Raw genomic sequence first — 25,311 nt, forward strand, 5'->3', positions numbered from 1 at the left:
GGTGTGGACGGAACACGAGAGCGGGGGAGGGCTCACCATGCTCCTGGTGATGGACGTCGGGAACACCAACACGGTCCTGGGGGTGTACGAGACGGCCCGTCTTGTGGCGCACTGGCGGCTGACCACGGTCCGTGACCGGACGGTGGACGAATACGGCATCCAGGCGCGCACGCTCCTGGCGCTGGCAGGAATCGAAGTGTCCGCGATCCAGCACATCATCATCGCCTCGGTGGTCCCGCCTCTCAACAGCGTTCTCGAGACCATGGCGCGCTCCTACTTCAATCTCAGGCCGCTGTTCGTCGAGCCGGGTGTGAAGACCGGAATGCCGATCCTGTACGAGAACCCTCAGGAGGTGGGGGCCGACCGAATCGTCAACGGCGTGGCGGCCTACGAGCGCTGCAAGAGCGCCGTGATCGTGGTCGATTTCGGGACGGCGACGACCTTCGACGCGATCTCGGCGAAGGGGGAGTACCTGGGAGGCGCCATCGCGCCGGGCCTGACGATCTCGGCGGAGGCCCTGTTCGAGCGGGCCGCGCGCCTGCCGCGCGTGGACATCCGTCGCCCGCCGAAGGTCATCGGACGCAACACGACCCACAGTCTCCAGGCCGGCCTGTTCCATGGGTACATCGCCCTCGTGCAGGGGATTCTCGACCGCATGCGCCAGGAGATGGGAGAGAAGGTTCGTACAATCGGAACCGGTGGACTGGTCCTGGCGCTCGAGGCCGATCTGCGCACGGTCCTCGACGACCTGGATCCCAATCTCACTCTCGAGGGGCTGCGCATCATCCACGAACGGAATCGATGACGTCCCAGCATGAAAATGCCGCGTACTACCGGGCCGTCGAGGAAGCGTTCGTGCGGCGCCGAGGTGCGGCGATGCTGCTGTCGCCGCGCGACTGGAGTCTGATCGGCGAGTGGATCGACCTCGGCGTCCCGCTGCGGGTCGTGCTGCAGGCGATCGACAACATCTTCGACGCGTTCGAGCGACGGGCGCCCGCGGGACGCCGGATCAACTCGCTGTCGTACTGCAGGCAGGAGGTCCTGTCCCTGCACGGGCTGTACCAGGCCCTGCACGCCGCCGAAGCGGGTCGCCCGCCGTCCGCGGATGCGGCTGCCGCCGGGGGGGAGGCTGCGGCCCGGCACCTGGGACGACTGGCGCGGCGTGTCCGCGCCGCCATGGCAGGAGCGTCCGGGGCGGGACGAGACCGCCTGGTCGGGTGCCTGGCGCGGGTCGCGGCCGAGCTGAAGCAGCTTCGCAGGGAGGTGAAGGGGGGTGTCCTGGACCCGCACCTGCTCGAGGAACGGCTGCGCCGGTTCGACGAGGACCTCCTGACGGTGGCGCGCGGCTCGATCGCGGATTCCGAGCTCGACGCGCTCGAACGCGCCGCGGACCTGGCGCTTGGGCGGGCCGGCGACCGCATGACTCGTGATGCCCGGGAACGCACGCGCCGGACGGCCCTCACAGCACTTCTGCGTCAAGTCGCCGGACTGCCTCGCCTGACGCTGTTCGACTGAGCCGCGCGCCGCGGCCGCCGCACGGTTGCGCCGTCCCGCTCGACGACGATAGAATCGAACGTGCCGCGTGGAGAGCCGCCCCGGGGGACCGGTACGCGTGGCTTCCGCGCCGCTCCGTCAGGAGGGTTCGTCCGGCCCGACGTCTCTCGCGCGGGCCGCCGCGTTCGCGGCCGGGACCGTCCTTCCCTTTCAGACGCCGCTCCACTGGCCGGCGGTCCTCGCTCCCGTCGCTGTTCTCGGTGTCATTCCGTCGTTCCGCCGCGTTCGCTTCTTCGTTCTGCCGTTCCTTCTGGGAGCGGCCGCGGGTGTCGGTCACCGCCTGGCCGATCCGGTTCCCTCGATGCTGCGCACGTGGAGCGAGCACGGGTTCAGACCGGGGGTCACTCCGGTCGAGATCGTGGGACGGCTCCTCGACGCCGACGATCTCCCCGATGGAAGGCTGTCCCTCACCGTCCGCGCCGTAACGTTCGAAATCCCCGGTCGTCTCCCGTTCCTGTGCAGGCCCGCACGATCGATCCTGGTCCGGATCACAACTCCCGCGCCGGGGCCTGCCGACCCCCCTGGCCCTCGGCCCGGCGACCTGGTTCGGATCAGCTCCCGGCTCGGCCCCCCCCGGACGTTCCGGAATCCGGGGGCGTTCGACTATTCCTCCTACCTCCGGGCGCGCGGGATCGATCTCGTCGGCACGAGCAAGAGCGCGCGGCTGCTCGAGGTTCTGGGCGGCGACCGCGACGAGATCGCGGCTTTTCCTTCGATGGCGCGGCGCTCCTTCCTTTCGACACTGAGACGAGCCGCGAAGGACCGGGACGACGGGACGGTCCCCTTCCTCGCCGCCCTCCTGATCGGCGAACGGGACGACCTCTCACCCGAGTTCCAGGATCGTCTGATCCGCGCAGGTGTGTATCACATCGTCGCTCTGTCCGGATTCAACGTGGCGCTCCTCGTCGGGCTTGCGGCCATGGCCCTGCGCCTCCTGCCCTTGTCTCCGAGAGCGCGGCGTGTCGTGCTGGCGCTGTGCGTGCTTCTCTATTGGGGGGTCGTCCGCGCCAGCGGCTCGATCGCTCGAGCGGCGCTGATGTCCCTTCTGTCCCTGGGCGGTGCGGTGCAGGGGAGGGGCGTGCGCGGCAGGGACGCCATCGGCACCGCCTCGCTGCTCATCGTCCTATCCAACCCGGCCTGGGCCTTCGACCCCGGTTTCCAGCTGAGCGTCGCGGCGACGCTCGGCCTTCTCCTTCTCGTCACGCAACGCTCCGCCGGGGCGGGGAACGTCCAGCCGCCCGGCGAACCTGGACGCCTGCGGGTCGGGATGAGCGCATCGATCGGCTGGATTCTCGCGTCGCTGAAAGTGTCGGCCGCGGCGCTGCTGTCGACGGCGCTGGTCTCGGCGCGGCACTTCCAGACGCTCACCCCCATTGCGGTCCTCGCCAACCTGTTCGCGGTTCCGCTCGCGGCCCTGCTCCTGGTCGTCGGCCTGCTCGTCTGCCTCATCGAGCCGCTGGGCCATCCCGTGGCGATCGAATTGATCAACGTCGCGGGCGCTCTCGTCCTTGTTCTGGAACGGGCGACCTCGATCGTCTCGACGCCGGCCTGGTGCTCGTTCTTCGTTCTGCCTCCGCCGGTCTGGCTGGTCCTGATGGGACAGGCCGCGATCGTGGTGGCGGGACACGGCGTTGGGTGGGTCCGGCGTGCGGCCTGGCTCTTCCTGGCTCTTGCGATAGCACTCACGGCGGTGGCCGGACGAGCCCCCGCTTCGAACGGCCGCCTGGATGTGACCGCCCTCGACGTCGGGCAAGGTGACGCGCTTCTGGTCCGATTCCCCGCGGGGCCGACGATGCTCATCGACGCAGGAGGCTTCGCGCGCTCGCAGTTCGACGTCGGATCGAAGGTCGTCGCACCGGCGCTCCGGTCGCTGGGAGTGCTGAAGATCGACATCCTGGCCATCACCCACGCGCATCGTGACCACCTGGGAGGGGCCGCGGCGGTCGTCAGGTCGTTCGCGCCGGCGGCCGTGTGGCTTGGAAGGATGCCGGTGGATGATGCGGCCGTGCGGGAGATCGAAGCGCTCGCGAAGGAGGGAGGCGGGGCCATCGTCTTCCCGCGCAGGGGGGTGCGCATCGTCCTGGGCGGCACCCGCGTGGACGTGCTCAATCCGGGGCGCGGTGTCGACGTCAGCGGACCGGCAAGGAACGACGACTCGCTCGTCCTGCGTGTCTCGTTCGGCGCGCACAGCGTCCTCCTGACCGGCGATCTGGAGTCGGCGCTCGAGACGATTCTGCTCGGCGAGGGGCGCGAGATCGGGGCGGACCTCCTGAAGGTCGGCCACCACGGCAGCCGGACCTCGACGACCGGGCCGTTCCTCCGGGCGGTCGGTCCGAAACTGGGCGTGATCTCCGTGGGAGCGACCAACCCCTGGGGGCATCCGGACGCGGAGGTCCTGCGCAGGCTTGAAGACGCCGGCGTGGAAGTGTACCGGACCGATCGCGACGGGGCGGTCCGTTTCACCACGGACGGCTCGTCCGACTGGCTCGTGGAACGCCTGGACTCGGGAAACCCCGGGAGTCCGTGAGGATCAGACCAGCCGGGGAGAGCGTGGCATGAAGCAGAGCACGAAAATGGCCAGGGCCAGGAGCGCCACGAGCACGCGGGCAAACCCGAGCGGCTCTCCCTCGTCGACCACGGGCGGATGCCGGGGACCGATGGCCGCCCAGAGCACGCCGAACAGGATGAGATGATACCCGCCGTACAAGAAACCACCGGCGATCAGGCCGACGATGACCGCGAAGGAGATCGGCCGGTGCAGGCGGCGCGACAGCGCGTAGAGCATGTGACCCCCGTCGAGCTGTCCGATCGGAAGAAGGTTCAGGAATGTCGCGAGCAACCCGACCCAGGCCGCCACGGTGACGGGATGGAGCTGGATGACGTCGCCCGGACGAAGATTCCGGAAGAGTTGAGCGTAGGCCAGCTCGAGAAGAAGACAGGAAGGCAGAGCGATGTCGTCTTGCCGGGGCAACTGGTGGACGATCATCGAGCGCGAGACACCGTACGCCAGGATCGGCATCGCCACCACGAAGCCGGCGATCGGGCCGGCGACGCCAACGTCGAACAGGGCCCGTCTGCTCGTGAACGGTGAGCGGATCCGGATGACTGCGCCAAATGTCCCGATAAAGGTGGGGGCGGGAATGAAGAAGGGCAACGTGGCCTCGATGCCGTAGCGTCGGCAAGCCACATAGTGGCCCATCTCATGCGAACCGAGGATCAGGATCAGGCTCAGAGAATACGGAAGCCCGATCGTCCAGAGTCCGGGCGTGAGGATGACGTCCCGAACTGTTTTCCCCGTGTAGTCATCGAGCGTCAGGAGAGTCCCTGCGACGAGCGTGGCGACCACGGTCATCAAAAAGAATACGAGATTGACCCACGCAGGCAGCCGGGGGCGCGACACGCGAATGACGATCGGGGGCGCGGGCGGGGTCGGGCGCCCGACAGGAGGATACTGATCGAGGACCCGCGGTGCGCTCTCCATTGGAGCGTTCATTCTACCGCGGGCGGCGGGCGTTGCCGAAGCGCCGCTCCAGGAAGCCCCCGGGCTACCTCAAGTTACGAAGGTTCTTGCCTGGCTTGAAGCGGATCGTCTTGCCGGGGGGAATGCGCACTTCCGTGCCCGTCCGGGGATTGCGGCCGATCCCTTTCTTGCGCGGTTTGACCTGGAAGACGCCGAACCCGCGCAGCTCGATCCGCTCCCCCCGGCGCATCGACTCCTTCATGGCGTCCAGGATCGCCTCGACGGCGACCACCGCCTTGACGCGCGTGATATCGGCGCTTTTGGCTACATTATTAATGATATCGGTCTTGATCATCCCCCGGCCTCCCGTTCGACGCAGAGCAAACGAGCGTAAATTACTGAAAGTATAGGCAGGTACGACAGAGGCTGTCAAGACGTGCCGATTGCCCGTCTGTGCTATATTCCATTCGGCTTCAATCACTTGCGCTCGATTTCTCGAGGTCTTCCGCGGTGCCGGCACCTGTCGTCGCCATCGTGGGCGCGCCGAATGTCGGCAAGTCCACTCTTTTCAACCGCATGCTCGGCCGGCGGAAGGCGATCGTCTCTGACATCCCTGGCGTGACCCGCGATCGCCTGATGGCGACCTGCGACCTGTTCGGTGTGGCCGTGACCTTGGTGGACACGGGGGGTGTGGTCCATGGCAAGACCGACGACCTCACTCGACGAGTGCGCCTGGAGGCGCTCAAGGCTGTCGACGAGGCGGATGTGATCCTCCTGGTCATGGATGGCCGCGCGGGAGTCACCGGGCTCGATCTCGAGGTGGCGCGCCTCCTGCGCTCTTCAGGGAAGCCGATCGTGCCCGTCGCCAACAAGATAGACGCAGGCTCCCTGGAGGGGCTCGAAGCGGACGCCTACCGCCTTGGACTCGGAGAGGTCGTCCCGATCTCGGCCGAGCAGGGTCGAGGTCTGGACCAGCTCATCGATCGGCTGGTCGGAGCGCTCCCGGGCCCGCGCGGCCCCGCCGAGCAGTCCGGTGTGCCGGTGGCCATCGTGGGTCGGCCGAACGTCGGCAAGTCCTCTCTGTTCAACAGGCTGGTGAAGGAGTCCCGCGTTCTCGTGGCCCCGATCCCGGGAACCACGCGCGATCCGATCGACGCTCTGTTCCAGCACGCCGGGGTGACCTACAGGGTCATCGACACCGCGGGGATCAGGCGGCGCTCCGGCCGCTCCGAAGAAATCGAGTGGGTCAGCGTATTGAAGGCAAGACAGGCGCTGCAGGAGGCCGCGATCGCCGTGGTCCTGGTCGATGCCTCGTCGGAAATCGACCACCAGGACAAGACCATCCTCGGGCTGGTGGCCCACGACCGGATTCCGGCCGTCGTGGCGGCGAACAAGATCGACCTGGTGCCTTTGAGCGGCGGGGCGCGGACGAAGCGGCTGGAGGCGATTCGCGATACGCTCGGATTTGCATCGTACATGCCGATCGTGCCGCTGTCGGCGCTCCAGGGAGAAGGGGTCGATCGGCTCCTCGACACGCTTGAGACCCTGCGACAGGAAGGTCTCAGACGCTTCACCACCGCCGAGCTGAATCGCGCGCTCCAGGAGATCGTCGCGGAGAAGCAGCCGCCCGCGGATGGCGGGCGGGAAGTGCGCTTCTATTACATCACGCAGGGGGGAGGGCCGCCGCCAAGGTTCATCGTGTTCGGGAATGGCCGGAAGGTTCCCGAGCCGTACCGGCGGTTCATGACCGGTCGCCTGCGCTCGCGTCTGGGGCTCTCCGTCTCTCCCCTGGTCGTGAGCTTCCGGCGCAGCAGGCCCGTTCGTTGACTCCCCCCGGAGCGGGTGTTATATTCCCGGACCTGCGGAGAGCGAATGGTTCTCTTTAACTATTCGACCCGCGAGCTGACCGCCAAGATCGTCTACTACGGTCCGGGGCTCTGCGGCAAGACCACGAACCTGCAGTTCACCTACGAGTCGCTCCCTGACAACGTCAAGAAGGGGAAGATGCTGTCCCTCGCGACGAAGACGGACCGGACTCTGTTCTTCGATTTCCTGCCGCTCGAGCTGGGCCGGATCCGGGGCATGAAGACGCGGGTCCAGCTCTACACCGTGCCGGGACAGGTGTTCTACAACTCGACGCGCAAGCTGGTCCTGAAGGGGGCCGACGGCGTGGTGTTCGTGGCCGATTCACAGTCCAAGATGCTGGAGGCCAACGTCGAGAGCTACAAGAACCTCGAGGACAATCTGCGCGAGATGGGCCTGCGCATCGAGGAGACCCCGCTGGTCATGCAGTTCAACAAGCGTGACCTGCCCCACCTCGCGTCGATCGAAGAGATGAACGCCCAGATCAACCGTCACAACGCCCCCTTCTACGAGGCCGTGGCGACCACCGGGATCGGGGTCGAGGACACCCTCAAGGCGATCACCAAGCTGGTTCTCAACAACCTGGCGTCAAAGTACAAGCTCGACGGCACGGGGGCGCCGGACGCGACGACGCCGGTCGAGGCGGCGGGCGAGGCTCCGCCGCGGGCGATCGCGCAGGGACCGAGGCCCATAGCACCTCCTCCCGCCCGGCCTGTACCGGCGGCGAGGCCGGCCGCTCCCTCAGCGCCTCAGCCCGAGGAGGACCTCGCCCTGGAAGCCCTGGAGATCGAGGAGCCCGCCGAAGCCGCCGTCAGCGTCCCGCCCTCCCGCGCCGCGCGCCCGGCGCCACCCTCCTCGCGCGCCGCCGCGCCGCCGATGGACGACGTCATCGATCTGGTGGACGAGATCGACCTGCCCGAAATCGAGGAGCGGGAGGACGGATCCGTCGACCTGGGGGAGGATCTCCTCCAGGAGCTGGAGGCCGAGCCGGTGCCTGCCGTTGCCCGTGCCTCCGGGGGAGCGGGGGCCCCGTCCCGCCCGCTGGCGTCGGCGCCGCTGCGGGCCGTTGCCCCGCGCGTCGAGTTCGAGGATCCGATCGACCTCGACGAGCCGATCGATCTCGACGGAAACTGGGAGACTCCCGCGCCGGCCGCCTCCAGCATCGATATCGGCTCGATCGGACCCGGCCAGGAGAAGACCATCGAGCTGCCGGTCACCGCGAGCGTCGACGGCAGGCCGGTCCGTCTGAGCCTGAAGGTCACCGTCCGACTGTCCCGCTGACGCACTCTCGATGGAACCGGTGGACGCACCGACCCCCGCGACGCTCGGCCATCCCGTGCGCGCCCTGCGAAGCGCCCCGGAACGCCTCGAAATCGCCCTGATCCTGGGGCTCGTCCTGCTTCTCAACCTCCTGCCGGGACGCCCGCTCCAGATTGCAAGCCTCCGCTGGGGAATCCTGGTGACCCAGATTTTCTTCATCGCCGCGCCCGTGCTCCTCGGGATCCGCTGGTTCTACCTGGACCGCCGCGCCGTCCTTCCGATCGTCTGGCCGGGTGGACGGGTGCTCGCGGGGGCCGTTCTCGGTGCCGTGGGGCTGAACCACGTGATCAACTACGCGGTCCTGTGGCAGGACCGCCTCTTTCCCCTGCCGGAGGGTCTGCGGGCCCTGTTCGAATCCCTCGGGTCGTTCGACGGCCCTCTGGATTTCCTCCTCCTGCTCCTGCTGCTTGGCGTGGTCCCGGGCGTCTGCGAGGAGATCCTGTTCCGGGGGTTCGTGCAGGCTGGTCTCCGGCAGACATTCGAGAGCGGCAGGACGGCGATCGTGGTGGGGGCGCTCGTCTTTGCGGGATTCCATCTCAATCCGTGGCGGTTCGATGTCCTTCTGATCATCGGTCTGTACCTGGGCTATCTCGTGCAGCGCACCGGCTCCCTCGTTCCGTCGATGGTGGCGCATGCCTTGATCAACATCCTTTCGGTCTGCCTCGGGGCGGTCGGCGACGAGGCCCAGAACGTCTTCGTCCAATCCTCGTGGTCCCACCTGCTGGCGTGCCTCTGCCTCGCCGCCGCCGCGCTGTTGCTGCGCCGCGCGTCCGCGTGAAGTCGCGAATTCCGCATGCTATAATCTTGCGCTTTCGATCGACACACGACGAGGAGGTTTCGCGATCATGACACGTTCCCGCGCCGCGGCCCTTGGCTGCGCAGCATGGCTCCTGGCGCTGGCCGGCCCGGCGTCCTCCCAGACGCCGCTGTTCAGCGTCTACCCGTCGTACGGCGCCAAGTTCGACATCGGAACCGAGAAGTTCTCGCTGGTCACCCAGATGGTCATCTACAACATCAGCGGCCAGACGTTCACCGACGTCACCTTCAAGCAGACGTATCCCGACGGGGTGTCGGTCAAGGAGACGTACCAGCGCGACGTGGGAACCGAGGCGACGGGAGAGCAGTCCTCCGCGCGCAAGGTGGAGAACAACGTCTTCTTCGCGTCGATGCCGACGTTCAAGAACCGGATGTACGCCGTCATCCCGAACGAGCTCGTGCTGGCGCGCCGCCTCAACGAGATCACCTTCCCCGGCATCGAGATTTCCTACACCGATCCGAGCGGACAGAAGCAGACCGCCAAGATGCAGGACAACACCTACGATCTGTTCATCTATTCCAACGTGGTCGGCGGCCTCGAGCGCTTCCTGCACAAATACAACAACATGACCTTCGACTTCGGCAAGGCGGTGCCCAACCGCAAGGAATGGGAGTTCGCTCCGATCGCGGCGAGCGCGCAGGGGCGCTTCCCGACCGGCATCATCGGCACATCCCCGGGGGAGAATCAGTACAGCGGCTATTTCCGCCTGCGCAGCGGTCCGGCGGGTGACAACATTCAAATCGTGGTCGCCTACAAGTCGGTCCAGAAACACGAGCGCGTCAAGGACCAGGAGGAGCTCCTGAAGCGCCTGCGCGAGTACCTGCGCTGGTGCGGAGAATTCGAGTTCCAGAAGGACAGCCTCAAGGTCACGCAGGGGGAGTGGAAGAAATACGACGGCACATGGTCCGTCGAGGGACGCTGGCTCGACACGGTCAAGAGCCGCCTGGGCGAAGGCCCTTTCAGGGGGAAGGTCTTCTGGGGCGGGCGGGAGGACGTCGAGTACTACGTCCTGGCGCTGGCGCACGGCCGCGCCCTCGGAACGGACAGCGTCAACCCGAATCCGGAGAAGGAAGCGGCCCTCGTCGGGGAGATCGACAAGCTGCTCGACACGTTCAAGTCGTCGATCGTACCCCTTGCGTCCGACAAACGGCGCTAGCGGACTGGCCCACCCTCAGGATTGCCGGGGCGGTGTCCGAACCGGCGGGCTCGATGACGGTTCCGGGGAAGGGGGCGGAGCGGCGGGTGAATCGACCGGCGGACCGCCGGACACCTCGTCCGTCGTGAACGTCTCGATGCGCGCCGATTCCGACCACGATCCTTTCGGCAGGGCCGCCTGGGAGCACAACTCGTCGAGGGTTCTTTCTGCTGTCCAGCCCTGTCGGGAGGCGATCCCAGGAAGGAAGAGCGCCCGACGCCCCCACTTTTCGAGAAACACCCCCTCGCTCTCCACGTGGATGTCGGAGGGTCCCGCCACCTTCCGGCGTACGCCGATGATGGACAAAGACACCGTGAGGCTCCCGAGGTCCCGCTCCGTCAAGGGCAGGAAGCGCGGATCGCGGGTCGCGGCCCGTCGTGTGAAGACAATCACCTGTTGATAGAGCGGGCGCGTCGGCTCGATCTCCCCCTGCAGACCCCGGACCTGGTCCCCCTTCTTGAGCGTGACGAACAGGCCCCGTGGCGTCATGAGACACGGCGTGAACGTGTAGACCTCCAGGTCGGCGTCTTTGATCGGGTGGTCGGTCAGGTGACCGGACAGAGTGCGCCACGCGAGCCGGAGAAGAATGTCGCGCTCGCCCGCCTCCAGGGGTCGTGACAGGCAGTCAACCGCGGGAGGCGTAGCGGGCGAAGGGGACGGAGCCGGTGACTCGGTGGGTCGGCTCTCCCCGGCAGGAGTGGCGGCGGGTACCGGCGCCGGGGCATCCCGGGCGTGCGCGGCACCGCCGCGCGCCAGGACCGCGAAGAAAACGATCGCCGGTGCGAGTCGTCGCCTCACGGGGCGCTACTCTAGCATTCGCAGGTTGCTCCGACAAGGACGATCGAGGCGGCGCGCAGCGGCGGGTGCGTTGACGCCCGGAAACGCTGTGCTATAATCCGCCCCCTCTTCTTGGCCCGGACCCCTCTCTACGAAGGAGACGCCAGACCCCATGCGAAAGCCGGCGGACGTGTTGAAAATGGTCAAGGACAACGACATCAAGATTGTCGACCTTCGCTTCATGGACATGCCTGGTCTGTGGCAGCACTTCTCGGTGCCGGCCCACGAGCTGACCGAGAGCAGCTTCGAGGAGGGGTTCGGGTTCGACGGCTCCTCGATCCGGGGATTCCAGGCGATCCACGAGAGCGACATGCTCGTCGTCCCGGATGCGGACACGGCGTTCCTGGACGCATTCACCGAGGTCCCCACGCTCAACCTGATCTGCAACGTGGTCGACCCGGTGACCAAGGAACGTTATGGCCGCGACCCGCGCGCCATCGCCCAGCGCGCCGAAAGCTATCTGCAATACACCAAGATCGCCGACACCATCTATTTCGGGCCGGAGGCCGAGTTTTTCATCTTCGACGACGTGCGCTTCGACCAGCAGGCGCACTGCGGCTACTACTTCCTCGACTCGGTCGAAGGACAATGGAACAGCGGCAAGGACGAGAAACCGAATCTCGGCTACCGGCCCCGCCACAAGGAGGGGTATTTTCCCGTCCCGCCGCACGACCACTTCCAGGACCTGCGCACCGAGATGGTGCTCAATCTCGAGCGCGCCGGCATGTCGGTCGAGGCGCATCATCATGAAGTCGCGACGGGGGGGCAGATGGAGATCGACGTCCGCTTCGACACCCTGACGCGGGCGGCCGACCATGTCATCATGTACAAATACATCGTCAAGAACACGGCCATCAAGCGCGGCCGGACCGTCACCTTCATGCCCAAGCCGCTGTTCGGCGACAACGGCTCCGGCATGCACTGCCATCAAAGCCTCTGGAAGAACGGGAAGAACCTGTTCGCGGGGGATGGCTATGGCGGATTCTCGCAGATGGGCCTGCACTACATAGGCGGGCTTCTGAAGCATTCTCCGGCGCTGGCCGCCCTCATTGCGCCGACCACCAACTCCTACAAGAGACTCACGCCGGGATTCGAGGCGCCGGTCAACCTGGCGTACTCGCGCCGCAACCGGTCTGCCGCGATCCGCATCCCGATGATCTCGAACAGTCCCTCGGCCAAGCGCCTGGAATACCGGCCGCCGGATCCGTCGTGCAACCCGTACATGGCCTTCGCGGCGATGCTGATGGCGGGCCTCGATGGCGTCGAGAACAAGATCGATCCGGGCAAGCCGCTGGACAAGGACATCTACGGCCTGGGGCCGAAGGAGCTGAAGCAGATCCCCTCACTGCCGGGGTCGCTCGAACAGGCGCTCCAGAACCTCGAGGACGACCACGACTTCCTGTTGAAGGGGGACGTGTTCGCCGAGGACAACATCCGGATGTGGATCGATTACAAGCGGGAGCATGAAGTGAACGCGATGCGCCTGCGCCCGCACCCCTACGAATTCTCCCTGTATTTCGACATTTAAGCGGAACCCGGGGCCTTCACCCGCGCGGGTGGCTTAGGATGGCACCCTGGCGCCGCCGGCGCGGGGAGGAAGTCCTTGGAAGAGGCCGCTCTCAAGGCCCTTTTATCCGAATACCTGCCGCGGGCCGAGGTGTCGCGCCTGGCCGCGGAGGTGCAGCGGCTTCCGGATCCCGCCTCGGCCTTGCGGGCCCTGGAGGCGTTGCGGGCGGAGACGAATCGTCCCATCGACCCGGCCCGCCTCCCGAATCTTCTGACGCTGGCCGGGTTCAGCCCCTACCTCTCGTCCCTGCTGGTCCAGAATCCGGAATTCCTGGAGGCCATTCCTGCGGGTGGGCTGCCGCGTGAACCACGCACTCGCGAGGATCTCGAGCAGGATCTGGCACGCTCCATCCACCTGAATTCGGGTCAGGACCCATCGCTCGTCCTGCGCCGCTTCATGAAGCGCGAGCTCCTGTGTGTGGCGCTCGCCGATCTCCTGTCGGTCGCGGATCTGCCGGCCGTGACGGGCGCCCTGTCGCTCCTGGCGGACGTGCTCCTGGATCGGGCGCTCCTCATGGCGCGAGCCCCCCTGGAGGCGCGCTACGGCAGGCCGACCTGCCGCGACGATCAGGGCCACCTCGCGGAATCCACGTTCACGATCCTGGCTCTCGGGAAGCTGGGGGGCCGGGAGCTCAACTACAGCAGCGATATCGACCTCCTGTATGTGTTCTCGCGGGACGGGGAGACGTCCGGCGCCGAGGCGTCGGGCGCCGCGTCCATCGGCAACAAGGAATTCTTCGCCCGGCTGGCCTCCGACGTGACCCGTCTCATCTCGGGCTCGGGACCCGAGGGGCACGCGTTCCGGGTCGACCTGGATCTGCGGCCCGGTGGCCGCGACGGCGACATCGTCATTCCGCTCTCCGCCGCGATCGCCTATTACCGCAACTGGGCGGAGGCCTGGGAGCGGCAGGCGCTCATCAAGTCGCGACCCGCGGCAGGGGACCTGGAGCTCGGGCGTCGTTTCACATCCGGGGTCGAGCCCCTCGTCTACCGCCCCGATCCGGACCCCTACCTCATCCTGGAGATCGTCCAGATGAAGGACCGGATCGACGCGCGGCTCAGTGAAGAGGGACGATCCGACAGGGACATCAAGCTGGGACGCGGCGGGATCCGGGAGCTGGAGTTCGCCGTGCAGGCGCTCCAGCTGCAGCATGGCGGAAGGGATCCGTGGCTGCGCCAGGGCAACACCCTCCTGGCCCTGCATCGTTTGGCCGACAAGGGCTTTGTCGAGTACGAGGAGTACGCCGCATTGAACAAGGCGTACGTTTTCCTGCGCAACCTCGAGCACCGCCTGCAGCTCGGGCAGAACAGGAAGACGGCCACCCTGCCCCGGCGGATCGAGGAGCTCCGGCTCACGGCGCGCCGGATGCGGCTGCATGACACATTTCCAGGCCGGGAGGCCGAGGCCCTTCTTCAAGAGCTCGATCGACATCGGGAGGTTGTGCGCCGGTTCTACGATTCGGTCGTGGGGGCGGCCGCCCAGGCTCGGCTCGAGGAAGCGGAACTCGACCTGTGGCTCGACCGTTGCGACGATGACACGCTCCGGGAACGGCTGCGGCGCTCCGGCCTGACCGATGCGGTCATCGCGCTCCGTCCGGTCAAGCTGATCCGCAGGATCCTCCAGGCGGCGGCGGTGGCACCCGCGGTGCGCCGGGCGATACGCAAGACCGGACCGCTGATCCTCGCGGCCGTTGGAGAGGCCCAGAACCCGCGGCGCGCGCTGGAGAATCTCGAGAAGCTGTTCTCGACGATCGTGGCGGAGGAGGGGGAGCTGCTTCGATTCCTGTCCCGCCCCGCGCTGGTTGGACCGACCGTGCGTCTTCTGGGACGCAGCGACCTGTTCGCCGCCCTCCTGATTCGCCGCCCGGCGATCCTCAGGACGCTCGAGGACCGGGGGCGGATCGTGCGCACCCCGGACGCCGCGGACTACCGCAAGCATCTCCTGGCGGCCGGGAGTCGGGGCGGCGACGAGCGCGCCGTCGCCGCCGGGTTGCGCCGACGTCACCAGGAGGCCATCGCCATGATCGCGCTGCGCGACATCAACCGTCAGGTCACGCTGCGGGAGGTCCTGAAGAGCCTCTCCGATCTCGCGGAGGCGACGCTGCAGGCGACGGTCGGACTGATGCGCCGCGATCTCGACGGGCGCGGACGGCGTTCCCCGCGTGGACTGCGCCTGGCCGTTCTCGGTCTCGGCCGTCTCGGGTACCGCGAGATGGACTACGCGTCCGATGTGGATCTCGTCTTCGTCTGCGAGGAGACCGACCGGAGCGGCCGGGCCCTGACGCTCGCGCGGGTCTGGTGCGAGCGGATCGTCAGGACTCTTTCGTCGCTCAGTCGCGAGGGCCAGCTCTATCGCGTGGACCTCAGGCTGCGACCCTCCGGCGGGGAAGGGGAGCTGGTCACGACGCTCGCCGGGCTCGAGGATTATTTCCGGGATGCCGCGGAGGTGTGGGAGATGCAATCCTTTCTCAAGGCCCGGCCGGTGGCGGGGGACCTCGGCCTGGGCGCGCGCGCGGTGGACACGCTCGAGGCCCTGATCCTGGGAAGGGGCTCACGTCTGGGCCCGGACGTCCTGCGCGGGGCGGTGGATGGCATGCGGCGGAGACTCATCCAGGAGACGCGTGGAGACGTACACAGGAGCGTGAAGCTGGGAGAGGGTGGGTTGTTCGACATTCACTTCATCATCGAGTTCCTGCAGCTGCGTCACGGTGCGCGCAATCCTCCCGACAAGGACACGATCAGACTCCTCACTCTGCTGAACCGGCTGGGGCACCTGAGCGACTCACGGATGCAGGTGCTTTATGAGGCGTACCTGTTCTTCCGCGCCCTGGACCACGAGATGCGTCTCATCCACGATCGGCCGCTGCGCGGACTTCCGGACGATCCGGCCGGGCTCGCCGAGATCGGTCTGGCCTTCGAGGGTGCTCCGCCCGACCCGGAGGCGCGTGCGCTTCACGTCAAGCAGACGTTTCAGCGTCACACGGCCGCCGTCCGGGGCGTGTACGCCGAGATCATAGGGTAGTCGCGAGCGGTCCTAGTGCTGCAGCACCTCGAAATCCGCTTCGCTCGGCTGCGAGGCGTTGCCCGCCAGGTCCACGGCGACGACCTTGAGGTGATGCTTACCCAAGGGGAGGCTCGGTGGATCGAGGACCTTCGAGATTCCGCGATCGGGATCGAATTCCGACTCGAGCCTTCGCCCGTCGAGCTCGAAGGTCACGCCGTCGTAATTGAGTCCTTTCCCCTGGTCCTCCACGCGCGCGGAGATCGACGGGCGACGCTTGGTCGAGCGGGAGCCCGGAGCGGGAACGACCTCCAGGATCTCGGGAGGGGATGCGTCCTGGAGGAGGGCAAACCGACCGTAGCGCCGGAAATGGAGCGACAGGCGCGTGCCCCCCTCCTCCAGATCGCCCCCCTCGTAGGACCAGCGCCGGTGGAACGGATCCCAGCGGTAGATTCCGAGCGTCTCGGCAGCGACGGCATCCGGGGACAGCTCGAACGCCAGGACGCCCCGCTCATCGAGGGCCTCCCCCTCAGGAAGGATCTCGATCGCGTCGGAAATCGACGGCAGCCTGTCCGTTCCCGGAGTCCTCTCGGTGCGCAGAGCGAGCGGTCCGGGAAAGAAGCGCGCCTTCTCCGGAAGGTGCAGGGAGAAGCCAGGCCCTCGATAGTCGACCGGCCGGCCAGGCTCCACCCAGCGCACGTCGAGCGCCAGGCTGGCCACCGGTGTCGGGGAGGAATCGGCGACGATGAAGAAGGGGGCGAGACCGGCGGCACGGGTATAAGCCAGCCCGGTGCCGCAGAAGAGGCCGTCACGATACGTGAGCGTTTCCAGGGGACTATGGTCCAGTCCGGACGCGAGCCGCAGCGGCGGAACCGCGGGGCCTTCGAGCGACGCCAGCACATCGAGGAACGCGGGCCAGGCGTCGACGTCGACGGGGAGACTCTCCGCGGGTGGCACTGTCGCAGTGTCCCGCGACAGAAGGCGCCATGGGCCGGGGACGCCGTTTCGCGTCTCTCTCAGGCGGACCGCGGAAACGGCGCCTCGATCGAGGACGGGGGGAAGCGTGCAAACCCCGTCGTCCATCCGGCACGTCAGCGCACTGAAGGCACGCTTCCTGTCGTCCCAGAATTCAGCCTGCACGTCCCGGGACGGAGCGGAGCAGGCCGACGGGTCGGCGCCGTGACCGGCGGGGTCGCCGGACGCCTCGGCGGGGGAAAGACGGAAGCGCACCCCCACGGAGCCCCCGTCGCGGCCGTCCCAATCGATAGCCTCCACAGCCTTCGGCCGTCCAACCTGGATGCACACGCCTGCGCGCGATCGGTTCGAGGCGGCGTCCTCGACGGTGATCTCCATCCGGTGGAACCCAGGTGGCAGATCGATGGCGCCCGGGTAGACACCTTCGGCTGGTGCCGGGGCGTCGAGAGGACCTGTGCCGAGATCGTTGCCCGGCAGGTGATTCAGGCGATATCCGAAGGCGGCGGGCCCCAGCCTGCTGGAGCGGTGATCGAAGATCAGGCCCGCCTGGGCATACTGATCGAACCGAAAAGAATGGAGCGCCAGGCGGTAACGGACGCCGCCGTCGATCGTCACCTCGACGCCGCCTACGCCGGCGCGCCCGGTGGCGCCGGCCGGGTCGAAGGCGCTCAAGACGGCAAGGAAGGGTCCGCTCACCCTGATCGGGTTGGACGACGTCAGGGTGCCGGGGAGACCGGGCCTCAGCGGATAGACCACCTCGCGAGCATCTCCCTCGACGAACGTCGAGGCGGACGCAGCGGTCACGGTCAGCGCCTCGAGCACCGGTGGACGGCTGTCGGAGGGGCGGGGTAGCCCGGCCAGGAACGGATCGAGAGGAGCGTCTCCGCCGTCGCGCACCTCGAAATGCAGGTGGGGGAGACCCACACCCGATTCCCCGGAGTAGGCGATCACCTGGCCGCGCGTTACGCGGAGCGGGCGCTCGAGGTAGATATCTCCCGGGTAGCGGGTCCCCGCTTGCGCCTGCCGTTGTGAAACGAGTCTTTCGAGCCCGAGCACCTTGTCCTCGTACCGTTCGAGATGACCATAGACGGTGACGCGCCCGCCAGGATGGCGCAGATACAGGGCCCGCCCGTATCCCCTCCATTCCACCTTGAGCCGGAACACTTCTCCGGCCGCCGCGGCCAGGACCTTGAGGCCGGTGCCGCCCCCCGTCGAGATGTCGATCCCCGCGTGCAGATGGTCGTACCTGTACTCGCCAAAGGACGACAGGACGGCGCCGGGGCGCTCCATCGGCCAGCGCAGGACCGGGATGGCGGAGCGGCCGGAGCGTTTCCCCGGCCGGCCGGTCCGGGTCGCCGCCGGCCCCTTCGGGGCGTCGTCGCCGGCGGCGGTGAAGGCGACCCCGCATAGAAGGGTCGTGAACGCAATAGAGAGGCGCAGGATCGGCCTGGCAGTCCGGCGGGGAGGTCGCGAAGATCGCCGCATGGAAACCGCATTGTAGCGAGAAAAGGTCCGGCCGCCTCTCACGCAAATGTTTGACATCATCTTTTGCCATCCATTATCATCGCCACCGTCCCGCCCGTAAGTCCATGGCGGACAAAAAATAAGCCCGATGGCAGGCGATCCCTTCAAAGAGTTTACGGTCAAGCGCAGGAAAGGCGAGACGATCTATGTCGAGGGGGACCTCGGCAGCGAGATGTACGTCGTCCAGTCGGGCGCAGTGCGCATCTTCAGGAGTACGGGCGGGGTGAAGCAGGAGCTGGCGATCATGGAGAAGGGAGACTTCTTCGGAGAGATCGCCGTCCTGGAGGGTCTGCCCAGGACCGCGTCAGCCGAGGCGCTCGACGAGTGCGAGATCATCGAGATCAACAGCACCACCTTCGACAAGATGATCCGCGCGAACATCGAGATCGCGGTGCGCATGCTCCGCAAGCTGAGCAACCGGCTGCAGGAGGCCAACCGGAAGATCGAGATCCTGTCCCGCGCCCCCGCTCCGGGGAAGCCCACTGCGGGGGCACGCATCGCCGCCGTGGACATCGACCAGCCGGCCGAGGCGCCGCCACCGGCCGCGACGGCGGCGCCGTCTTCGGGTGTCTCCGCCGCCCCGAAGCCGATCGGGGAGGTGGAGGTGCCGGAGGGGGCATTCGCCCTGCTCGTCCTGGAGGGCGGCTCACGTCACTTCCCGATCACCACCGACACTTCGCTCATAGGACGGTACGACCCCGTCACCGGCACGCGGCCGGAGGTCGACCTCACACAGGTCGATATCAACCGCTCCGTGTCCCGCCGCCACGCCCGGATCGTCCTGGCGGAGGGGGCCTTCCTCCTTTCGGAGGAGGTCGGCGCTTTGAACGGGACGTTCGTCAATGGCCAGCGCCTCTCGTCCGGGGCGCCCTCTCCCATCGTGAGCGGGGACAAGGTCGGCCTGGGGATGGTCACGCTTGTCTTCAAGACGGCGGCCAAGGCCGCCGGACGCAAGCCGGCGGCCGCCGGCCGTTCCTGAAAGGAGATCCTTGGCGCACGCCGACCTGCGCGCCTTTCTCGAGGTCCTGGAGGCGCGGCGCGAGCTGGTGCGGGTGCACGAGCCGGTGAGCGTAGACCTGGAGATCAGCGCGGTGACCGACCGCGTTTCGAAATCCAGGGACGGCGGACCCGCGCTCCTGTTCGAGAGACCCCTGGGGTTCGACATTCCGGTGCTCATCAACGCCCTCGGCTCCCTCAACCGCATGAAGCTGGCCCTGGAGGTCGATTCGCTGGACTCCTTCGCAGAGCGCATCGACGCGCTTCTCGGAACGAGCGCGCCTGTCTCTCTCCTGGACAAAATCAAGATGCTGCCGCGGCTCAAGGACCTGGCCGACCTCTTTCCCGTGTCGGTCAGGAAGGGAGCCTGCCAGGAAGTCGTCGAGAAGGACCGGCCGTCGCTGCTCACCCTGCCGGTGATCAAGTGCTGGCCGAAGGACGCCGGCCCCTACATCACCCTGCCGCTGGTGTTCACGCACGATCCGGAGACCGGCAAGCGCAACTGCGGCATCTACCGCATGCAGGTGTTCGACGCGACCACGGCCGCGATGCACTGGCAGATTCACAAGCATGGAGCGCACCACCACCGACGGGCCGGCGAACACGGCCGGCGCCTGGAGGTCGCCTGCGCCATCGGTGCGGACCCCGCGCTGGTTTTCGCCGCCGCGGCGCCGCTGCCCGACGACGTGGACGAGATGTTCCTGGCGGGTTTCGTGAGACGCGAGCCGGTGCCGCTGGTGAAGGCAGTCACCGTGGACGTCGAGGTCCCGGCGGCCGCCGAGATCGTGCTGGAGGGTTACGTCGATCCGCTCGAAAAGAGGCGCGAGGGACCCTTCGGCGACCACACAGGGTACTACTCGCTGGCGGATGATTACCCCGTGTTCCACCTGACCTGCGTGACCCGCAGGCAGAAGCCCATCTATCAGACGACGATCGTGGGCCCTCCGCCGATGGAGGATTACTATATTGGCAAGGCGATCGAGCGAGTGTTTCTGCCGATCATGAAGCGTCAGCTCCCCGAAATCGTGGACATCAACATGCCGGCGGAGGGGATCTTCCACAACCTGATTCTCGTCTCCATGCGCAAGCGCTATCCGGGCCACGCGCGCAAGGTCATGCACGCCATCTGGGGGATGGGACAGGCGATGTTCAGCAAGGTCATCGTCGTGGTGGACGAGAATGTGAACGTCCAGGACCCGCGCGAAACGACCTGGAAGGTACTCAACCACATCGACCCCGAGAGAGACATCGAATTCGTGCTCGGACCGGTCGACGTCCTCGACCACTCGTCGCGTCTGCCGCAGTACGGCTCCCACATGGGCGTCGACGCGACGCGCAAGGGGCCCTCGGAGGGATTCCACCGCGAATGGCCGGACGAGATTCGGCACGATCCGGCCACTCTGGAGATGATCGCCAGGAAGTGGCAGAAATACGGCCTTGCGCGGGGGGAGTGATGGGAAACTTCATCGGCGGCTCCGCCTACGCCATGTCGCGCGACATCGCGGAGGGACTGATCCTGGTCAACACCAACACCTTCAAGAAATTCTCGACGGTCGAACTGAAGCAGCTTGCCTTCGAGCTGGACAGGGTCCAGAAGGAGGCCCGCTCCGAGCAGCCGGCAGGTGACGACACCCAGGCGATCCAGAAGCGCGGACGCAAGCTTGGCCGTATCACCACCGCTCTGCAGATTATCAACCAGTCGATGATCAAGAGATGATGCAGCCCGCCGAAGCCCCTCTCACGGCGAAGCGTCACCGGGTCCTGTCGGGGTTCCGCCCCACCGGCCCGATGCACATCGGCCACCTTGTGGGGGCGCTCGAGAACTGGATCAAGATGCAGGACACGAACGACTGCTTCTTCGCCATCTGCGACTGGCACGCTCTGACGAGCGAGTACGCCGACACGTCCCGACTCAAGGACTATGTCGAGGACATGGCGCTGGACTGGCTCGCCGCCGGTCTCGACCCCGGGAAGTGCACGATCTTCGTGCAATCGCACGTCCCCGAGCACGCCGAGCTGCACCTCCTTCTGTCGATGATCGTGCCACTGCCCTGGCTCGAGCGCGTGCCGACGTACAAGGAGCAGCAGCAGCAGATTTCCAACCGTGATCTGACGACCTACGGGTTCCTGGGATACCCGGTCCTGCAGGCCGCCGACATCCTGATCTACCGAGCCGACACCGTCCCCGTGGGCGAGGATCAGCTGGCCCACCTCGAACTCTGCAGGGAGATCGCCAGGCGGTTCAATTCGCTGTATGGCCCGGTCTTCCCGGAGCCCCAGGCGAAGACGACGCGGTTCCCGCGCGTGCCCGGGACCGACGGGCGTAAGATGAGCAAGTCGTACGGCAACGCGATCGGCCTCTCCGACCCGATCGAGGAGACGCGGCAGCGGATTCTCAGGATGGTCACCGACCCGGCGCGGAAGACCCGAAAAGATCCCGGCAATCCGGATGTCTGTCCGGTTTATGATCTGCACAAGGCGTTCTCGAGCCGCGAGACCCAGGAGCGCGTCAACGTGGAATGCCGGAGGGCCGGGATCGGCTGCATCGATTGCAAGACGTACCTGCTGGAGCACCTCGCGCCGGTGCTGCTGCCGATCCAGGAGCGCCGCACGCGTCTGACGCAGGACCGCGGTCGGGTGCGCGACATCCTGGCAGACGGGGCGCGGCGGGCGCAGGCCGAGGCCCGCAAGACGATGGAGCTGGTCCGAGCAGCCATGAAAATTGACAGCCGGGGGGCACGGTGAACGAAGCCACTCCAGTCCCGCCGAAGACTGAGGAGCCGCGGTCGATACCCGCGGCTTCAGGATCGGACGACGTTCGCCTGGACGCCTTCCAGGGGCCGCTCGATCTCCTTCTCCATCTCGTCCGGATCGAGGAGCTCGACATCACCGAGCTGCGGCTGGCCGAGGTGGCCCGTCAATACAACGAATACCTCGAGCTGAGCCGGAAGGTGGAGCCGGAGGAGGCGGGGGAGCACGTGGTCGGAGTGGCCACGCTCATCCATCTGAAGTCGCGCCGGCTCCTTCCCCCCGATCCGGCCGCGGCGGCCGCGGACCCTGCGTCGCCCGAGGAGCGGGCGCAGGTCGACCGGGCGGCGCGCGCCGAGCTGCTTCGTGATGCGGCGGAGCATCTTCAGGAACGGGAGGCGATCATGGAGCTGGTCTACCTGCGGCCGGCGACGGCGATTGCCGAATACGCCGGCGAGCAGGGCATCGACGCCGACCTGTTCACGCTTCTGCGGGCGTTCCGCGAGATCCTCCGCCGCGTCGGGAGCGACGAGACGGCGCACATCAGCCGGGAGCGCATCACTCTCGTCGAGAGGATCGCCTGGCTCATGGAGACGGTGCAGCGGGAACGCCGGGTTCAGTTCCGGTCGCTGTTCAGCGGACTCGAGGATCGAGTCGCCTGCATCCTGACGTTCCTCGCGCTCCTCGAGGTCATCCGTCTGCACCTCGTGCGCGCGTCCGTGAGCCACCAGTTCGAAGACATCCTCATCGTCCTGGCGGACGAGCCGCCTTCTACGCTCCCCGGGCCCGTCCATGCCTGAGACACCGGCGCCCCCGCAGGGCGGCAGGCTGCGGGCCATCGTCGAGGCCCTGGTGTTCGCGGCGGAAGAGCCCTTGATGATCGACGACCTGGTGGATTTGTTCCCCGGGTCCGACCGGGAGACTCTCGTGGCCGCGCTGGAGACCGTGGCCGGATCGTGCGAGCCGGAGGAACGGGGCGTGATGGTGCAGCGCGTGGCGGGAGGCTATCGCATGACCACGAAGCCGGATCTGGGGGAGTGGGTGCGCGCCCTGTTCCGCTCCCGCAACCGACGCCGCCTGTCGTCCCAGGCACTGGAGACGCTCGCGATCATCGCCTACCGTCAACCGATCACGACCCCGGAGATCCAGACAATTCGCGGCATCGACCCATCCTCGGTCCTGGAAGCCCTGCTCGAAAAGAAACTTGTGCGGATCGTGGGACGCAAGAAGGTGGTCGGCAAACCCTTCCTGTACGGTACGACCTCCGAGTTCCTGGCGCACTTCGGACTGAACTCCCTGCAGGACCTGCCGGACGTCTCGGATTTCGAGGCCCTGGCGGGTTCGGCGGGGGCGCCGACCGCGGCTGCCGCACACGAGCTCGCCGCGCTGGGCGCGGTCGCGGAGCACGGACCCTTCGAGGAGGACAACGAAAACGGCGGCAACGGTGAAGACACCTCGGACGATGAGGACGACGAAAACGAGCGTGGGGACGACGGAGACGACTCCTGACCTCTCCCGCGGGATCCGCCTGCAGAAATTCCTCGCCGACGCGGGCATTGCTTCTCGACGCGAGGGCGAGCGTCTGATCCAGGCGGGCCGGGTCGAGGTGAACGGACGGACGTCCACCCTGCTCGGCGTGCGTGTCGATCCCGAGCGCGATCAGGTGCGGGTCGACGGGCGCCGGGTGCGGGTGGCAGGGGTACGAGTCTACTACCTCCTGAACAAGCCGAAGGGCGTCATCACCTCCTCCGCCGATCCGCAGGGGCGTCCGACCGTCGTCGAGCTCCTGCAGGGTGTGCGCGACCGCGTCTTTCCGGTAGGGCGACTCGACTGGAACAGCGAAGGTCTCCTGATCCTGACCAACGACGGGGACCTGGCCTATCGTCTGACGCATCCGTCGAATCACGTCGCGAAGGTCTACCGGGTCAAGGTCAAGGGCACGGTGGGTGATCCGGACCTCCAGGCGCTCCGGCGCGGTCTTCCCCTCGACGGCCGCAAGACCCTGCCGGCCAAAATCGAAAGGATATCCGGACAAGCGAACTCCTGGCTCGAGATCACGCTGTACGAGGGACGCAACAACCAGATCCGGAGGATGTTCGACCGCCTCGGGCACAGGGTGCAGAAACTCAAGCGGATCTCCATCGGACCGATCCGCGATCGTGCGTTGAAACCGGGCGAGTGGCGCCGGCTTACCGCCGAGGAAATCCGACGCCTCCTGGAGGGAACGTGAAGGTCCGCGTGCCGGAGCACATCTTGAAGATCGCACCGTACGTCCCCGGGAAGCCGATCGAGGAAGCGGAGAGGCAGCTGGGGATCCGTCAGGTCGTCAAGCTGGCGAGCAACGAAAATCCGCTGGGCCCATCGCCGCGGGCGCTCAAAGCGATCCGCGACACCGTCGGTCGCGTCCACCGTTATCCCGACAGCCGCGGACATGATCTGCGACAGGCCCTGGCTGAACGTCTGCGTCTGCCCGCCGACCAGATCGTCCTTGGGAACGGCTCCACCGAGCTGGTGGAAATCCTGGCGAAGACATTCCTGTCGCGCGACCGCGGGGCGGTCATAGCCGACCAGTCGTTCATCATGTATTCGATCGCCGTGCGGGCGATGGCAGCACCCCTGCGTCTGGTGCCCCTGGTGGACAACCGGCACGACCTCGAGGCGATGGCCATGACCTGCGACGACACCACGGCGCTGGTCTACATCGGCAATCCGAATAATCCGACGGGGACGCACGTCGGCCGCGCCGCTTTCGACGCCTACTTCAGCCGGGTGCCGCCCCATGTGCTGACCGTCGTCGACGAGGCCTACCGTGACTATGTCGAGGTCGCCGACTACCCGGACTGTCTCGATGACCTGCGTCAAGGCAGGAACGTCGTGGTCCTGCGGACCTTTTCCAAGATTTACGGACTGGCGGGGATGCGGATCGGCTACGCCCTCACCGTCAAAGAAGTGGCGCAGGCCTTGGAAGGGGTGCGCTCCCCGTTCAACACCTCCGTACTCGCCCAGGCCGCGGCCTGTGCTGCTCTCGAAGACGTCGATCACGTCGCCCGCTCGAAGACGGAGAACAGCCGGGAGGCGGCATTCCTGGCGGCGGAGCTGTCGCGAAGAGGGGTCAAGTTCGTGCCGACCGTGGCCAACTTCTTTCTGGTATTCACCTCCCGGAAGGGAGAAGAAGCGTACCAGGCGCTCCTGCAGCTGGGGGTGATTGTTCGACCGATGGACGCATACGGATTCGCGCACGCGGTGCGAGTCTCGGTCGGTACCCGCCAGGAAAACGAGCGCTTTCTGGAGGCGCTGGACCAGGTCGCCGCAGGTGCCACGGACCAGGCGCGGAAGACCTACAGCGTCTCGTAATCCGATGAAAATAAAGTTTTTCTTATTGACAGACGGGGGGGTGGTCAGTATGCTTTCCCAATCCTGCCCCAAGGGCTGATGGCTGTCCAGGCGACTATTGC

General features: G+C 66.9%; 20 protein-coding genes and 1 pseudogene. 17 read left to right on the plus strand and 4 right to left on the minus strand.

Translation table 11 applies throughout. The features are described from left to right. Nucleotides 1-37: 37 nt before the first annotated feature. From VEW47_14175 to VEW47_14185, 3 genes are all read left to right on the plus strand, one after another. On the plus strand, nucleotides 38-805 hold the full coding sequence (locus VEW47_14175; protein HYS06328.1) for a type III pantothenate kinase: 768 nt from the start codon (nucleotides 38-40) through the stop codon (nucleotides 803-805). Further along, nucleotides 802-1,515 (plus strand): hypothetical protein, encoded by a 714-nt coding sequence (locus VEW47_14180; GenBank protein ID HYS06329.1) that lies wholly within the window; start codon nucleotides 802-804, stop codon nucleotides 1,513-1,515. Before VEW47_14175 ends, VEW47_14180 begins: the two co-directional genes overlap by 4 nt. Nucleotides 1,516-1,612: 97 nt before the next feature. Continuing rightward, the gene (locus VEW47_14185) at nucleotides 1,613-4,081 is read left to right on the plus strand and encodes a DNA internalization-related competence protein ComEC/Rec2 (GenBank protein HYS06330.1); all 2,469 of its coding nucleotides are present in this window, start codon (nucleotides 1,613-1,615) and stop codon (nucleotides 4,079-4,081) included. 3 nt (nucleotides 4,082-4,084) lie between these two features. On the opposite strand, the gene VEW47_14190 is transcribed toward VEW47_14185, so the two are convergent. Both VEW47_14190 and VEW47_14195 read right to left on the minus strand, forming a co-directional pair. After that, nucleotides 4,085-5,035, minus strand: a complete 951-nt coding sequence (locus VEW47_14190) for a site-2 protease family protein (GenBank protein ID HYS06331.1) — start codon at nucleotides 5,033-5,035, stop codon at nucleotides 4,085-4,087. A gap of 64 nt (nucleotides 5,036-5,099) precedes the next feature. Further along, nucleotides 5,100-5,369: an HU family DNA-binding protein gene (locus VEW47_14195; GenBank protein HYS06332.1), complete on the minus strand. Its 270-nt coding sequence runs from the start codon at nucleotides 5,367-5,369 to the stop codon at nucleotides 5,100-5,102. Between the two features lie 155 nt (nucleotides 5,370-5,524). On the opposite strand from VEW47_14195, the gene der reads away from it, so the two are divergent. The 4 genes and pseudogenes from der (at nucleotide 5,525) to VEW47_14215 (ending at nucleotide 10,170) form a co-directional block, all read left to right on the plus strand. Continuing rightward, nucleotides 5,525-6,841: a ribosome biogenesis GTPase Der gene (gene der / locus VEW47_14200; GenBank protein ID HYS06333.1), complete on the plus strand. Its 1,317-nt coding sequence runs from the start codon at nucleotides 5,525-5,527 to the stop codon at nucleotides 6,839-6,841. A 45-nt stretch (nucleotides 6,842-6,886) separates the two neighbouring features. Beyond that, nucleotides 6,887-7,453, plus strand: a pseudogene (locus VEW47_14205) (GTPase domain-containing protein). A gap of 724 nt (nucleotides 7,454-8,177) precedes the next feature. After that, nucleotides 8,178-8,975: a type II CAAX endopeptidase family protein gene (locus tag VEW47_14210; protein HYS06334.1), complete on the plus strand. Its 798-nt coding sequence runs from the start codon at nucleotides 8,178-8,180 to the stop codon at nucleotides 8,973-8,975. A gap of 67 nt (nucleotides 8,976-9,042) precedes the next feature. Next, complete coding sequence (locus tag VEW47_14215) at nucleotides 9,043-10,170, plus strand: hypothetical protein (protein ID HYS06335.1); 1,128 nt, start codon at nucleotides 9,043-9,045, stop codon at nucleotides 10,168-10,170. A 15-nt stretch (nucleotides 10,171-10,185) separates the two neighbouring features. Here the strand turns inward: VEW47_14215 and amrA are convergent, their stop codons facing one another. Further along, nucleotides 10,186-11,007: an AmmeMemoRadiSam system protein A gene (gene amrA / locus VEW47_14220; protein HYS06336.1), complete on the minus strand. Its 822-nt coding sequence runs from the start codon at nucleotides 11,005-11,007 to the stop codon at nucleotides 10,186-10,188. 151 nt (nucleotides 11,008-11,158) lie between these two features. On the opposite strand from amrA, the gene glnA reads away from it, so the two are divergent. Further along, complete coding sequence (gene glnA, locus VEW47_14225) at nucleotides 11,159-12,574, plus strand: type I glutamate--ammonia ligase (GenBank protein HYS06337.1); 1,416 nt, start codon at nucleotides 11,159-11,161, stop codon at nucleotides 12,572-12,574. 75 nt (nucleotides 12,575-12,649) lie between these two features. Beyond that, nucleotides 12,650-15,634 carry a hypothetical protein gene (locus VEW47_14230; protein HYS06338.1) on the plus strand — a complete coding sequence of 995 codons (2,985 nt, stop codon included), beginning with the start codon at nucleotides 12,650-12,652 and terminating at the stop codon, nucleotides 15,632-15,634. A 12-nt stretch (nucleotides 15,635-15,646) separates the two neighbouring features. Here VEW47_14230 and VEW47_14235 read toward each other — a convergent pair whose 3' ends face one another. Then, nucleotides 15,647-18,073 (minus strand): peptidoglycan DD-metalloendopeptidase family protein, encoded by a 2,427-nt coding sequence (locus VEW47_14235; GenBank protein ID HYS06339.1) that lies wholly within the window; start codon nucleotides 18,071-18,073, stop codon nucleotides 15,647-15,649. A gap of 127 nt (nucleotides 18,074-18,200) precedes the next feature. On the opposite strand from VEW47_14235, the gene VEW47_14240 reads away from it, so the two are divergent. From VEW47_14240 to hisC, 8 genes are read left to right on the plus strand one after another with little or no spacing between them, the layout of a single operon-like run. After that, nucleotides 18,201-19,091, plus strand: coding sequence for a cyclic nucleotide-binding domain-containing protein (locus tag VEW47_14240; GenBank protein HYS06340.1), 891 nt, complete (start codon nucleotides 18,201-18,203; stop codon nucleotides 19,089-19,091). A 10-nt stretch (nucleotides 19,092-19,101) separates the two neighbouring features. After that, complete coding sequence (locus tag VEW47_14245) at nucleotides 19,102-20,562, plus strand: menaquinone biosynthesis decarboxylase (protein HYS06341.1); 1,461 nt, start codon at nucleotides 19,102-19,104, stop codon at nucleotides 20,560-20,562. Next, nucleotides 20,562-20,825, plus strand: a complete 264-nt coding sequence (locus VEW47_14250) for a hypothetical protein (protein ID HYS06342.1) — start codon at nucleotides 20,562-20,564, stop codon at nucleotides 20,823-20,825. Before VEW47_14245 ends, VEW47_14250 begins: the two co-directional genes overlap by 1 nt. Beyond that, the gene (trpS, locus tag VEW47_14255; protein HYS06343.1) at nucleotides 20,822-21,853 is read left to right on the plus strand and encodes a tryptophan--tRNA ligase; all 1,032 of its coding nucleotides are present in this window, start codon (nucleotides 20,822-20,824) and stop codon (nucleotides 21,851-21,853) included. The genes VEW47_14250 and trpS overlap by 4 nt, the downstream gene beginning before the upstream one ends. Next, nucleotides 21,850-22,656, plus strand: a complete 807-nt coding sequence (locus VEW47_14260; GenBank protein HYS06344.1) for a segregation/condensation protein A — start codon at nucleotides 21,850-21,852, stop codon at nucleotides 22,654-22,656. The genes trpS and VEW47_14260 overlap by 4 nt, the downstream gene beginning before the upstream one ends. Next, nucleotides 22,649-23,365, plus strand: a complete 717-nt coding sequence (gene scpB, locus VEW47_14265) for an SMC-Scp complex subunit ScpB (GenBank protein ID HYS06345.1) — start codon at nucleotides 22,649-22,651, stop codon at nucleotides 23,363-23,365. Before VEW47_14260 ends, scpB begins: the two co-directional genes overlap by 8 nt. Next, the gene (locus VEW47_14270) at nucleotides 23,319-24,086 is read left to right on the plus strand and encodes a pseudouridine synthase (GenBank protein ID HYS06346.1); all 768 of its coding nucleotides are present in this window, start codon (nucleotides 23,319-23,321) and stop codon (nucleotides 24,084-24,086) included. The genes scpB and VEW47_14270 overlap by 47 nt, the downstream gene beginning before the upstream one ends. Next, the gene (hisC, locus tag VEW47_14275; GenBank protein ID HYS06347.1) at nucleotides 24,083-25,210 is read left to right on the plus strand and encodes a histidinol-phosphate transaminase; all 1,128 of its coding nucleotides are present in this window, start codon (nucleotides 24,083-24,085) and stop codon (nucleotides 25,208-25,210) included. Before VEW47_14270 ends, hisC begins: the two co-directional genes overlap by 4 nt. Nucleotides 25,211-25,311 lie beyond the last annotated feature (101 nt).

Source organism: Candidatus Dormiibacterota bacterium (assembly GCA_035635555.1).
Classification (GTDB): Bacteria; Acidobacteriota; Polarisedimenticolia; order Gp22-AA2; family Gp22-AA2; genus Gp22-AA3.

Excerpts from the sequence above, each read along its gene's own strand:
- VEW47_14175 (HYS06328.1), top strand. The coding sequence starts at position 38 with ATGCTCCTGGTGATGGACGTCGGGAACACCAACACGGTCCTGGGGGTG.
- VEW47_14180 (HYS06329.1), top strand. The coding sequence starts at position 802 with ATGACGTCCCAGCATGAAAATGCCGCGTACTACCGGGCCGTCGAGGAA.
- VEW47_14190 (HYS06331.1), bottom strand. The coding sequence starts at position 5,035 with ATGGAGAGCGCACCGCGGGTCCTCGATCAGTATCCTCCTGTCGGGCGC.
- VEW47_14195 (HYS06332.1), bottom strand. The coding sequence starts at position 5,369 with ATGATCAAGACCGATATCATTAATAATGTAGCCAAAAGCGCCGATATC.
- VEW47_14215 (HYS06335.1), top strand. The coding sequence starts at position 9,043 with ATGACACGTTCCCGCGCCGCGGCCCTTGGCTGCGCAGCATGGCTCCTG.
- glnA (HYS06337.1), top strand. The coding sequence starts at position 11,159 with ATGCGAAAGCCGGCGGACGTGTTGAAAATGGTCAAGGACAACGACATC.
- VEW47_14235 (HYS06339.1), bottom strand. The coding sequence starts at position 18,073 with ATGCGGCGATCTTCGCGACCTCCCCGCCGGACTGCCAGGCCGATCCTG.
- VEW47_14240 (HYS06340.1), top strand. The coding sequence starts at position 18,201 with ATGGCAGGCGATCCCTTCAAAGAGTTTACGGTCAAGCGCAGGAAAGGC.
- VEW47_14250 (HYS06342.1), top strand. The coding sequence starts at position 20,562 with ATGGGAAACTTCATCGGCGGCTCCGCCTACGCCATGTCGCGCGACATC.
- trpS (HYS06343.1), top strand. The coding sequence starts at position 20,822 with ATGATGCAGCCCGCCGAAGCCCCTCTCACGGCGAAGCGTCACCGGGTC.
- scpB (HYS06345.1), top strand. The coding sequence starts at position 22,649 with ATGCCTGAGACACCGGCGCCCCCGCAGGGCGGCAGGCTGCGGGCCATC.
- VEW47_14270 (HYS06346.1), top strand. The coding sequence starts at position 23,319 with ATGAGGACGACGAAAACGAGCGTGGGGACGACGGAGACGACTCCTGAC.